This window comes from Aromatoleum evansii, from assembly GCF_045689615.1.
Taxonomy (GTDB): Bacteria; Pseudomonadota; Gammaproteobacteria; order Burkholderiales; family Rhodocyclaceae; genus Aromatoleum; species Aromatoleum evansii.
Map to the genome: position 1 here is coordinate 1,822,887 of NZ_CP141259.1, position 12,095 is coordinate 1,834,981.

The 12,095-nt window shown below is 64.9% G+C and carries 12 protein-coding genes and 1 pseudogene; 11 read left to right on the forward strand and 2 right to left on the reverse strand.

What is annotated here, in order from left to right; translation table 11 throughout:
* Window positions 1–371: 371 nt before the first annotated feature.
* The 11 genes and pseudogenes from U5817_RS08345 to U5817_RS08395 all read left to right on the forward strand — a co-directional run.
* Entirely contained in the window at window positions 372–872 is a 501-nt protein-coding gene (locus U5817_RS08345) for a hypothetical protein (protein ID WP_407280383.1), read from the forward strand.
* A 5-nt stretch (window positions 873–877) separates the two neighbouring features.
* Window positions 878–3,025 carry a MobH family relaxase gene (gene mobH / locus U5817_RS08350; RefSeq protein ID WP_407280384.1) on the forward strand — a complete coding sequence of 716 codons (2,148 nt, stop codon included), beginning with the start codon at window positions 878–880 and terminating at the stop codon, window positions 3,023–3,025.
* Window positions 3,026–3,272: 247 nt separating this feature from the next.
* A complete protein-coding gene (locus U5817_RS08355) occupies window positions 3,273–4,178 on the forward strand; it encodes a ParA family protein (RefSeq protein ID WP_407280385.1) in 906 nt (301 codons plus the stop codon).
* Window positions 4,171–5,613: a hypothetical protein gene (locus tag U5817_RS08360; protein ID WP_407280386.1), complete on the forward strand. Its 1,443-nt coding sequence runs from the start codon at window positions 4,171–4,173 to the stop codon at window positions 5,611–5,613. The genes U5817_RS08355 and U5817_RS08360 overlap by 8 nt, the downstream gene beginning before the upstream one ends.
* Before the next feature lie 10 nt (window positions 5,614–5,623).
* Window positions 5,624–6,217, forward strand: a complete 594-nt coding sequence (locus tag U5817_RS08365; protein WP_407280387.1) for an STY4526/YPO1902 family pathogenicity island replication protein — start codon at window positions 5,624–5,626, stop codon at window positions 6,215–6,217.
* A gap of 106 nt (window positions 6,218–6,323) precedes the next feature.
* The gene (locus U5817_RS08370) at window positions 6,324–6,722 is read left to right on the forward strand and encodes a hypothetical protein (protein WP_407280388.1); all 399 of its coding nucleotides are present in this window, start codon (window positions 6,324–6,326) and stop codon (window positions 6,720–6,722) included.
* 9 nt (window positions 6,723–6,731) lie between these two features.
* Window positions 6,732–7,877 carry a PFL_4669 family integrating conjugative element protein gene (locus U5817_RS08375; RefSeq protein ID WP_407280389.1) on the forward strand — a complete coding sequence of 382 codons (1,146 nt, stop codon included), beginning with the start codon at window positions 6,732–6,734 and terminating at the stop codon, window positions 7,875–7,877.
* Window positions 7,858–8,340, forward strand: coding sequence for a hypothetical protein (locus tag U5817_RS08380; RefSeq protein ID WP_407280390.1), 483 nt, complete (start codon window positions 7,858–7,860; stop codon window positions 8,338–8,340). The genes U5817_RS08375 and U5817_RS08380 overlap by 20 nt, the downstream gene beginning before the upstream one ends.
* Window positions 8,341–8,408: 68 nt before the next feature.
* A complete protein-coding gene (locus tag U5817_RS08385; protein WP_407280391.1) occupies window positions 8,409–8,825 on the forward strand; it encodes a single-stranded DNA-binding protein in 417 nt (138 codons plus the stop codon).
* 273 nt (window positions 8,826–9,098) lie between these two features.
* A complete protein-coding gene (locus tag U5817_RS08390; RefSeq protein ID WP_407281039.1) occupies window positions 9,099–9,398 on the forward strand; it encodes a group II intron maturase-specific domain-containing protein in 300 nt (99 codons plus the stop codon).
* A gap of 58 nt (window positions 9,399–9,456) precedes the next feature.
* Window positions 9,457–9,555: pseudogene (locus tag U5817_RS08395) on the forward strand (transposase); the annotation flags it as partial.
* 335 nt (window positions 9,556–9,890) lie between these two features.
* Here the strand turns inward: U5817_RS08395 and U5817_RS08400 are convergent.
* Both U5817_RS08400 and U5817_RS08405 read right to left on the reverse strand, forming a co-directional pair.
* Window positions 9,891–10,283: a VOC family protein gene (locus U5817_RS08400; RefSeq protein WP_407280392.1), complete on the reverse strand. Its 393-nt coding sequence runs from the start codon at window positions 10,281–10,283 to the stop codon at window positions 9,891–9,893.
* A 35-nt stretch (window positions 10,284–10,318) separates the two neighbouring features.
* Complete coding sequence (locus U5817_RS08405; RefSeq protein ID WP_407280393.1) at window positions 10,319–11,950, reverse strand: ATP-dependent acyl-CoA ligase; 1,632 nt, start codon at window positions 11,948–11,950, stop codon at window positions 10,319–10,321.
* Window positions 11,951–12,095 lie beyond the last annotated feature (145 nt).

Below are 12,095 nucleotides of genomic sequence, written 5' to 3' on the forward strand. Positions count from 1 at the left end.
GGGCCGCCTTCTACCGGGCTACGGGCCCAACCCGAAAGGGCGCCCAGCTCAAATTCCGCTGGGCGAAGGATTTACTGGGACGGGGCGCCTTGCGGCAAAGGCCGACGGGAGACGGGGCCTCCAGGCCGCCTGGAGCGACCTGTCAGCAAATGCGCCAAAGGCACCGGCGTAACCGCTGCGGCATGTCAAGCGGAAAGTCGAAAAAACTGGCGCGATTTTGGGGCGGACGGAAAGGGCGAAATGCGGCACGCTCTCGTTGCGATGCGGTAATCGTGGGTGCCATCGAGTCCTCACCAAGTCCTCTGTCCTATGCCGAAAGTAATGGTGGCCATGCGCGGCCGCGGGCGGCCGTCCAAGGCTCGGGCCACGACGTGAAGAAGAACAACTCGCACCTTTCCGGAGGTGTTTTTGTGATGAACGACCTACCCCCGCCGATTTCCCCGCTCCAGCAGGAGGTCCGTACCCAGGCCATTGTGACCATCGGTCATTTCCTCGAGGGCCTCGGCGAGCCGGGATGGCGCAGCGTGCTGCTGGGCTGGCTCGGACGATACGACGGCCTGGAGGTGTACCTCTACCTGGAGGACGATCCGGTGCTGACGGTCCGGGATCTGCTGGCGCGCTACGTGGAGGCGCTGCGACCGGCCGATCCGGTCCGGCTGGCGGCGGATCTGGCCGCGCTGCCGTTCTGTCGGTACCGCGCGCAACGCGGCGATGAGAAGTGGAGGCCGCTGGCGGAGACCTTCTCCTCGTTCTGCAGAGGTACGACCGTCGAAGTGTGGGAGTCCGAGCGGCCAGCGCCACCGCCGCAAGTGCTGGAGAACTGGCTGCTGGCGCAGTTCTGTGCAGCCCAGATCTGCAATCGCCGGGGCTGATCCATATGATCGAGCTGGCTGGCGCATGTTTCCTGGCTGCGGCAGCACTGGGCGGTTGGCTCGGCTGGTCTGTCCGCCGCGAACGGGTCGTGCGGCAACGTCGGGCCGATATCGACGCAAAGCAGGCGAGCGCGGGGGCGTCGGCCGCCGGCGCCGCCCCTGGACTGGCGGCAAACCGAACAGGTTGGCTCAGGGTGCTCGACGCGCCGGTGCTGGTCCAGGTGTGCAAGCTTTCGAACGCGTTGCAACAAATCCATCGTGAATCGAAGCTGAGCCAAGCCGCGTGGGATCGCGACATCGGGCCGGCGATCCTCGGCTACCTGCAGTTCGTCCAGCTTCTGCCGGCGAGCGAGGCGCATCACCACGCCCACGTTGGCGGGCTGGCCGCCCACACGATCGAAGTCATCCGTGCGGCGGTCACCTTGCGCAGTGGATACCTGCTGCCCAAAGGTGGCGCCGCCGAGGTGATCGACGCGCAGCGCGATCAATGGACTTACGCCGTCATCCTCGCCGCGCTGCTCCACGACGTCGGCAAGACGATCACCGACCTGCGGGTCAGCATCGCCGAACGGCCAGACGGCCCGGGACGACCCTGGCTTCCGGTATGCGGCGACATGCCGACCGCCGCCGCGGTCGAATATGAGGTGCGATTCGCGCCGAAGTCCGAACGCAATTACGGCGCGCACCGTCGCCTGCCGCTGGTGTTGGCACCAAGGATCGTCCCTGCAACAGCCCTGGCGTTTGTGGCACGCGAACCGTCGGTCATGCGCGAGCTCGAGGCGGCCTGGTCGGGGGATGATGCAAGCGGAGTGCTGGCTGAGATCGTGCGCCAAGCGGATCGCCAATCGGCCGCGAGCAACCTGCAGCAGGGGCCACGCAACCAGTTCGCGACTGCGACAGCCGTCCCGCTGGTCGACCAGCTGATGGACGCCATGCGCCGGCTGCTGCGCCAAGGGGCGCTGCCGCTCAACCGGGACGGTGCGGCAGGCTGGATCGGCGCTGGCGCAGCCTGGTTCGTGGCGAAGCGGCTCGCGGACACCGTGCGGGAAGAGATCGCGCGCGTCTATCCGGACGACGGCGCGAGCATTCCGGGGCCGGCGAAGAACGATCGGCTGTTCGACAGCTGGCAGGACTACGGCCTGCTCGAGCGCAACCCCGATACCGGTCAGGCGATCTGGTACGTGGAGGTCCGCGGTGAGGGGTATGCACATGAGTTTGCAATGCTGAAGTTCCCCTTGGCGAAGCTTTTCGACTCGGCGGACGACTACCCGTGCGATTTCGACGGCGAGCTCGTCGTCATACCACCCCGCAAGACGCGGAGCATGCGACCCGACGAGCCCCCGGGCGACCGCCTGGGCGGCGTACCAAAGACGGGTGATGCGCACCCCGAGCGGCAACGCGCCTCGGGTCTGCTGGCGCCGCCACCCCCCGTTCCTCCCCCGAAGCCCGCCCATGCAGCCGTCAAGCGATCCCCGGCGCATGAACAGCCGACGTGCGAGGAGAAGAACAGCGAAGCCAAGGGGCACGAAGCGCCTGACGTGACCGTAGGGCTCGGCCGAAATGACGAATTCCTTTCGAATGACGATTCGGCGACGGCCGCCGCTGCCGCGTCCGGAACACGCGGCCGCCTGCCACTGGCCATCCGACCCGTCACCCCGTTCGTGTCCGTGCCGAAGACGGATACCGACGGCGGCAAGTCGGGTCACGAGGCGCCCGGCGATGCAGCCTGTTGCTTCATGGCGTGGCTGCAACAAGGCATCGCAGACGGTTCCATCCGCTACAACGAAGCGGGCGCGCCGGTCCATTTCGTACCCGAAGGGATGGCGCTGGTCTCCCCGCGGACTTTCCGCGAGTTTGCAGCGCTCTACGGCGACGACGGCAATGGGTTGGACTCTGGCACACGCCCCTCGGACAAGCAGGGTATCGGCATCCAGCGCCAGGTCATCAAGGCGCACTGGCACCTGGTCGGCCCCGGAAACTCGAACGTTCATCACTTCGGCGTCATCGGCCGCGGCGGCAAACGCGTCGGAAAACTTGCCGCGGTCGTGATCCAGCACCCCGAGCGCTGGTTCAATCCTGTTCCGCCGTCGAATCCGAGCGTGGTCCCGTTCGTCGATCCCAAGTCGTCCGGACCGTCTGGAGCGTCCTCGTGATCCACCCGCCCGCGGTCGCGAGACCGACTCAAGCGGGGATCCAGTCCCCATGCAACTTGCGTGTTTCAGTATGTTTCCGCGTTGACAACGAGCCAATGATGATCAATTCTGGATACGAACAAGCTCCATTCCATCCGGGACGCCCTCGTCGCTTCATGCGCCTGTGTCGCAGCTTCACCACGCCGACACTCAAGCTCTTCCCTCGCTTTCGTCCCCTGCTCGCCGTTGATTCACCGGAGGTGATCGCATGATCGTCTACGCCACCGTATCGACCAAAGGCGGTGTCGGGAAGTCCACCCTGACCGCCAACCTCGGCGCCCTGCTCGCCGACATCGGCATGCGTGTCCTGCTCATTGATGCCGATGTGCAGCCGAGTCTCAGTCGCTATTACCCCATTGCCAAGCGGGCGCGGCACGGACTGACGCAAATGATCAAGCAAGGTGCGCTCACCGACGACTGCATTTCGACCATCGACTTCACGCTCGCGCCCGTGCCATTGCGGCGCCAGCCGCAGCTCAACCCGAACGGCTGCCTCGACATCGTCATCTCCGATGCGCCACAGGGGACGCTCCAGGACTGGCTCGCGCCGCGTATGGACAGCGCGCTGCGCATCAAACTCGCCTTGCGCAGTCCGCTGCTGCAGGAGCACTACGATGTCGTGCTCATCGATACCCAGGGCGCGGTCGGCCACCTTCAGGATGCCGCCGTGCTGGCAGCCGATGTGCTCCTTTCGCCGATCTCGCCCGATATCCTCTCGGCGCGCGAGTTCCTCTCGGGCACTCAGGAACTGCTGAACCGTGTTGAAACGGCTGCGGCATTCGGCATCTCCGTGCCGCAAATGCTGGCGATCATCTACCGCCACGAAAACACCCGCGACGCACGCGAGATCGGCCTGGCGATTCGCGAGAGCTATCAGCAGCTCAAGTGCAAGGTTCTGCTCCTGAAAACGGTCATACCGCACGCCGTTGCCTACCGCAATGCCGCCACCGCCCAGGTTCCGGTGCACTGGATCGATCCGGTCAAGGCGAGTCCTGCAATGCATGCGCTCCTGTGGGAACTCATTCCGAGCCTCGACGGCACCCGCGCAGGTGTGCCGCCGGAAGCTCTCAGCGAGGTCGTCGACGGCCATGACGTCCAGAACGCGATTGCCTGATTCCATCTCCGTCAAGGAACTGGCCCAGCACATGGAAAAGCGCGGAAAGCTGCAGGCGCCCGCCTCGAATGCCACAACCGGTGAGCGTCGCGCGCTGCTCGTTCAACACAGCCTGGCTGTCAAGGAAGCGGCCAACGCCGCGGCCGACCTCCAGCCGGGCGAGGATGTCGACGGCTGGATGCTCCTGCGGTGCATGGATATCGATTGCTACGACCGCAACCCGCGCGTGCGAACCAACAAGCGGTATGCCGACATCCGGGCATCGATCGAAGCCCGAGGCGGCCTGAAGGATGCGCTGAGCGTGACCCGCAGGCCCGGTGCCAGCCGCTACATGTGCTATTTCGGCGGCAATACGCGCCTGCAGATCGTCCAGGAGCTATGGCTCGAGACGCGCGATGTCCGCTACGAGTGGATTCGCGTCGTCGTGCATCGGTGGCTGAGCGAGGCCGATGTCATCGCGGCCCACCTGGCCGAGAACGAGAATCGCGCCGAAACCCTGTTCTGGGAGAAGGCCCGCGGCACCGCACTGCTCAAGAGCGAGCTCGAATCCGAGCTTCAGCGACCGCTGAGCCTGCGCGAATTGTCCGAGCACGCCCAACGCTGCGGCCTGAAGCTCCACAGCGTGACCGCCTCCAACTACCTCTTCGCCATCGACTACCTGGCGCCGATCGGCTTGCACCTGACCCACGAGAGCACCGCCGCCATTCGCTCCCGCTTCGGGTGCCTCGACAAGCTCGCAAACGCACTCAATCTCGATCCCCTGGTGCGCCAGACTGCATTCGAGGAGCTCGTGGCCGACCTCGCCACGGGGATCAACGCGGTCCGGGAGATGGACGATCCGCCGCGACTCGGCAAGGACGAGGTGGAGACGATCCTCGCCCGAATGACCGCGCAATTCGCGACGCTCGCACAATGCACGCCGGCGGCCGCGGAGCGCGCCGCGCTGGCGGTCGTTGGTGCCGACAGGCAATTGCCGGATTCGGAGATCCGCCGTCTCCTGTGCGAGCTGCCGCCATGCGACGCGACGTCCGATGTGACAGACGCGGCGGAGCGCGCGGCGGCAGCAACCCCGCTGCCGACGAAAAAGGGCTGGCACGCGCGGACAGGGGGACGCCTTTCGAAGCGGATCGCCGACTTTGCCCGTGTGTTCCGGTTATCCGACTGCGTCCGCGTGGACCCCGGTCAGCCGCAAGGATTCAGTGTCGAGCCCTTGCCCGCGGCGCGCGGCGACCCGGATGAGACGGGGGCGCTCGGGCGCGCGGCCGCTCACCGGCTCCTGGCGCAGCTGTCGATCCGCGCCGGCGGACGCGAGACGGAGGCCGACCCCATCGTGGCCTTGCTGCGTGATCCATCATCCTGGGCGGCAACACGATCGCTCCTCGACGCGTACCACCGCGCATATGCGGAGAAGCCGCCCAGCGTCGAGGAGGAGTAGGAGGAGCGAGATGATCCCGATCAGAAGCGAGCAACTGCGGTACGCCCTGCTGTCGCATCTCATTCACCTGCTCGACACCGGCGAGCTGCAGACACTGCTCGAGGCCGGGCTCAGCCCCGACATCCTCGACACCCTGCGTGCCGCGTCCGCCCGCGATCTCGCATCCATCGCCGGCATGCCTCAGCTCGATGTCCGCATTCATTTCGATCCCGCAACGCTCGAGGCCGCCTATCGACGGCATTGCGCGATCGCCGAAATGAGGCAGCTGATGGAATATCACGTCATGCACGGCGCCCAGCCTCCGCTGCTGGTTCACCTCTTCAAGATGACCTTGGCCGAGATTCAGCAGCAACGCGCACTCCTGTGCCCCGATCCGCCGCCGCGTGGCCGGCCGGCTCTTCCCGATCCGAGCGTACGCGAGGCGGTCCACAACGCCTGGTCCACCATTCGATGTACGTGCCCGCCGCAGCGTCAGTTCGTGGAACTGCATCGCGCCTTCCCCAACCATTCCATCGCCACGCTATGGCACGTCGTGCACGAGTTCGATGCTGACGCCGAGGGCATCGAGCATCTGGATTCTTCCAACCCAGCGTCAACGCCATAAGCGCTGGATTCATCCGACCCAGCGTACACGCCATTGCCGCTGGATTCATTCGACCCAGTGCAAGGCGCTTCTTGCGGGGACTCTCTCAACCAGCCGTGTGTCATCGATGTCAGGACACAGCCCTTCCGAGCCGCAGATCACCCTCGAGGTGCTCATTCGCCTGAACGGTGACTACGCCGCCACCGCGGTCCTCCTTGCCCTGCTGTGGCGGGGCGCAGAGCGTGCGCCGGTGCGCATCTCCAGCCGCACACTGGCCGGTTACACCTTGATGGGACACCAGGTCGTCCAGCGTGCCCTGCTGCGCCTGGAAGAGCGCGGCCTGATTCGCAGTCGCAAGCTTAGCCATGCGACCGGCGCATACACCGTCGACATGGCAGCACTGCGCGAGCTCTTGCGCAGCCCGCTTCCCGAACGCGACTTCCTGCCCGGCTTCACGCCCATCCCGGCGCTGGCTCAACTGCAATCCGTCGAGCCGCCCGCGGACGACCTCTCCCACGCCACCTAGAGGAAGACCATGCCTTTCGATCCGATCGCCCCACCGCTTCCTCGATCCTCCCCGGCTCCCGCCGACGATCAGCCCGGGCTGCTCGATCCCGTCTTTCCGGGTGGCACCCCAATTCTCTTCGAGACCGACGACCGCTCCCCGTTCCCCGATCGCTACAGCATCGCCAGGGAGCGCGAGAAGCTTGCCGATCTCATCGACGCCGACGACCCCGATCCTCACGATCCACGCTGGGCGCGCTACGAGCTCTACCTGCAGCGTTGCGACGCGCTCAAGCAGATGGAGGCGGAATACCGCGTCGCGGCCGGCGCCGACGCCACGGTCGAACCCGCGGTCGCGACCCAGCTGCGCGATCTCGGCTCGCTGGTCGACGAGGATGCGGACACCATGACGCTGCATACCAAGGAGGGCTTTCGGATGTTCATGGGCCGCCGACGCGACCCGGCCGGGCACTACAACGCCATTCCCGGCGGCAAGCGCGTCGCGTCGAGTCTGAAAGCGCTATGGGCGCTCACGCGCAACAACAACCCGTACGCGGACTGGGCGCTTCTTCGCGCCGATCACCGCATCCCGGAACTCAGGCGCGCGCTCGACCGCCAGGCACAGCAGTTCAGCGCCGAACTCAAGAAGCGCGCCGACAAGGGACTCGGCTTCGGCATCCTCAAGTCGCGCGAGCCGAAGGTTCTGGAGCTCGGCTTCCGCAGCCCCTACGGGTACGTCATCGCCGAGCTGATCGTGGAGTTCGACTACTACGTCCGGGTAGTCAAGACCCTTGGCCGCAAGGCCTTGTTCTCCGACAAGGAGGCACATGACGCCATTCGGCAATTCACTCGGCCGATGCGTGCCGCATTCGAGGAGTTCATCCGCTTCGAGACCTGGCTCACCAAGCCGGACCTGCTGGCGCTCAGCCGTGCGGACTTCCTGCCCGGCGCGGACGCCAATGCGCAGAAGCGTGTCGCAGCCGTCACCGGCATCTTCGGTGCTGTGCCAGCCGGCATCTACGCAGGTCACCCGATCTCGCGCCACTCGCAGCGCCGCATCGCGATCTCGGAGACCGAGAAGGCCCTGCTCGAGCGCGTGGCCGCCGACATCGCGGCCATCGATTCGGAACGTGGCGCAGCTGGCGATGAGGCAACGGATGATGGGCTGGTCGATTGAGGTGGGGGTGAGCGACCTGGCGCAACCCGATCCGCCGGGTGCTGCCGACGTCATCGACCGGCGCTGCGGCAGTTCGCCTTGTCAACAGGATGCTGACACAAAGGCCTTTACGGGTAGGGGCGGCGCCCCGGCCGAGGTGCGGCGGGCGCAGGCCCGTGTTGCAAGCATTCACCACCAACAGGAGGACTTGTCGCGGCTGACACGTCGGGTGCGTGGACGGACCTTCTATCTTGCGGTGCATCGGCGCAAGGACACAGGGCAGGTCCACCTGCGCTGGCGGGCGGCAGGATCCGGGGCCCACGCTGGCCACATCGCGTGGGGCGCGATCCACGCCCACTTTGCCCAGATCCCCGGGGTGCTGCGCGCGTGGTACGAGCGCATCCACCGGCACGCCGTCGAGCTCAACCGGCGCGAGCTCGAGGCGCGGCTCGCGCTGCGGCACGCCCGCGAGCGCAATTCATAGAGTTTCACGCGGTCGCGGCACCGGCGTCGGCCGCCGCCGTGTTCTTCCCCGACGCCATGGAGAGCATCATGCCGAACGTATTTCGCGGGAAAGGCAATCTCGGCGATACACCGATCCTCAAGCACGTGCCCGTCAACGGCGCGGACGAGGTCGTCGCCGAGATGCGCGTGTTTTTCGACGACTACGCCTACGACCAAGCCAACGACGAGTACCAGCAAGTCGGAGGGTTCTGGATGAGTGTGTCGCTGTGGGGTCAGCGCGGCGAGGACGCCGCGCGCGTGTTGCGACGAGGCGCGCGCGTCCAGGTCGACGGCGTCCTCAAGCAGTTCCTATATTCGCACGAAGGCGCCGCCGACAAGGTGCCGGGCTTTCAGGTCACTGCCGACGACGTCACCCTGTGCCTGGGTCGGGTCGCGGGGGTCGAGTACAAGCCCAAGCGCGAGCTCGCGGGATCGCCGAGCGAGGCGGCTGCCGACGCCACCTAGACCATTCCCGCTGTCTCCCCTTTGCGCTGAGGTCTGCCAGTCACAACCGACGGCACGCAAGGGCCGTAGTGCCCATCATGTCGGCGCCGACGCGTATATGTTCGGTGCGTGCCCCCTTCGGATGTCAGCAAGGACAGCAACCGCGTCGAACCTCATCCGCACGTGAGCTTCACCTTCCTCGGCTTCACATTCAGGCCGAGGCAGGCGCATAGCTCCCAGGGCAGGCTCTTCACGAGCTTCCTTCCGGCAGCGAGTACGGATGCCTCCAAACGGATGCGGCAGGCAGTGCGTGGGTGGCGTTTGAATCGACAAACCCACGTTGCGTTGACTGACCTGGCGAAGCTATACAATCCGGTGATGCTCGGGTGGTGGAACTACTATGGGGCGTTCTACAAGACGGCCATGCAGCGAATCTTCCAGCACATCACGTTGGGCCCGACGCAAGTTGAAGGCTCTCCACGGGCGCAGGCGACGAAGTGCCGAATGGTTGCAGAAGATGCAGCGTGCCTCCCCAATGCTGTTTCGCCATTGGCAGGTCACCGGGCCTACGGTTGGATGACGGAAGCCGTATGAGGCGAGAGTGTCATATACGGTTCTGCGAGCGGGGGGGCAGAACCCTCGGCCGACTCACCACTTCGGCATGAAAGTCCATGTCGGAGCCGACGTCAATTCCGGACTTGTGCATACGGTTTCGGTTACACCGGCCAACGCCTCGGACATCACGACGATGACGGTGATGGCTTGACCGGCGGCCGCCAGCACGCCTACTTCGACAAGGCCCGGCAGGTGCTCACGCGCGTGTCCAGCCAGCTTCAAGCCTGGATGAGCGAGGCTGCGGAGTAGTTGAAATCCCGATCGGTCTGAATGCGCTGCTGCGAGCATCTCAAGCGCACCCTCGCGGCCATCGGGCCACCGACACCCCTCCGTTTGCTGACCGATCAGGCAAACGGGGTGGGGTAACTGAGGTTTTTAGGTTCAGTATAGCCAGCCTATCTGTAGGGGCCGGTCAAGACTTGATCAAGTCCCCTTCGGTACGCTTGAACAAGTCTTGACCTGCTCCAACATTCAGCCCTCTTCTTCAGATTTGCGGCAGGAGGCCACGAGCTTGTTTCCGTCGAGGTCGCGTATGTATGCGGCGTAGGCATGCGGCGCGAAAGGTCGGGGGCCAGGGGCGCCTTCGCAGGTACCCCCGAGTTCAAGCGCGCGCCGATGGAACTCGCGCACGGCAGCACGATTCGGGGCTGCGAGGCCGATGGTCATGCCGTTACCCGTAGTCGAGGGTTCTCCGTTACGCGGGTAGAGGATCATGAACTGCGGTGTCTCGATACCCCATCCGCAGGCCTTGCCTTCGACCTCAAGCAGGCACTTGAACTGCAGCGGGTCGAGAACCTGGTCGTAGAAGGTCTTCGCGCGCGCGATGTCGCGCGTCCCGAGCGTGACGTGGGTAAAGATGCTCATGGTGTCTTCCTCTCCGTTTTTCTGCCTTATGGGGATTAGCGTTTGCTGACCTTGATGTCGGTCTCTTCCAGATCCCAGGTCGTTGGCGTCTTGCCCTCTTCCCGCAGCTGGTACTTCAGCACCCGGCCCTGCGGGTTCTTGGGCATCGAGGTGCGGAATTCGATATAGCGGGGCAGGGCGTAATAGGGAACCGAATCGACTGCCCACTTGAACAATTCTTCAGGCGTGAGGGAGTTGCCGGGCTTGAGAATCGCGGTGACCTTGACGTCATCCTCTCCCTTGTCGGAAGGCACGGCGTGGACCGCAACCTCTTCGAGGGCCGGATGTGCCGCGAAGGCGGCTTCCATCTCGAAGCTCGAGATGTTTTCACCGCGCCGGCGCAGGTAGTCCTTCTTGCGGTCCACAAAATAGAAGAAACCTTCTTCGTCGAATTTTCCGATATCGCCGGTGTGGAACCACATGTTGCGCAACAGCTTCATGGTGTCGGCGGGGCGTCCCCAGTAGCCCATGAACATGATGTCGGGGCGCAGGGGGCGAACGACGATCTCGCCCGGCACGTTGGCGGGAAGCTCGCGATCGAGGTCGTCGACGATGCGCACGTCAAAGTCGGGGATGCGCTTACCGGAGGAGCCGGGCGCTGCGTACTCCCCGGCGGGAAGCGAGGTGATGACGCTCGCTTCGGTGAGGCCGTAGCCATTGCCACCCACCTGCTTGGCGCCGAAGCGTTCGCGCCAGATCCTCTTCGATTCCTCGGTGAAGGGATTGCCGCGCACGGTGTGGATCTGTCCGACGCAACGTTTCATCGACTCGTTGTCCGGCGCCTGAGCGAGTAGTCCGCCCATGCTGCCGAGGATCGACGCGATGGTGGCGCCGCTGCGCTCGACTTCGGGCCAGAAATTGGATACCGAGAAGCGCTGCACGATCGCGACCCGGGCGCCGACCATGATGTTCGAGAGGATGCCGACACACAGCGCGTTCATGTGGAAGAGCGGCAGCGGGGTGATGGTGATGTCGTTCTCGGTTGCTGGTCCCGCGCGCAGCTGGAGGCGAGCGAGATTGCACATGTAGTTGTAGCTCAGCATGCAGCCCTTGGACGGCCCGGTGGTGCCCGAGGTGTAGACGATGCACGCGAGGTCCCAGGGATTCGGCTTCGTCTCGATCGCGTCGTCGCGCCGGCCGCGGTGTTCGTCCAGCGGCGCGATGCGGGCGCGACACGCGGGGACGTCGGTGAGGTGGGTGCGGTGAAGGATCAGCTGCATTTGCGGCAATCCGTCCGCTACGTGCGCGATGCGTTCGACGTAATCCGCCTCGCAGATCACGATTGCAGCCTGCGAGTCCGCGATCTGATGGCGGAGGAACTCGCCCCGCAGCGCAGTGTTGACAGGAACACTCACGGCACACAGTTTGTTGATGGCGAGCCAGGTCACGACTGCATCGACGTTGTTGTCGAGCATGCTCAGGACCGTCTGCCCGGCCTGGACGCCCAATGCTGCGAGCGAGTGGGCGAGGCGCGTCGAAAGCTGGTCGACCTGGCCGTAAGTGTAAAGCTCGCCGCCGAAGTCGAGCAGCACCCGCTCGGGGTGTTTTGCGACTGCCCGGTCGAGTGCCGCGATGACCGTATCCTGTGGGCCGACCGACCAGCTTTCCTGATTGCCCATGCCTGCCATGTAATGTCTCCTGTCCCGATTCGCCGTGTTGGGGTGATGTGCAGCTTTCGTTGTGACGGCAAAACATAAACACAAACAGAAAAACTGTCAAATATAAGAAAGCGTAGTGATCAAATTGATGGGGGCTCGGATGTTCATGCGGTTG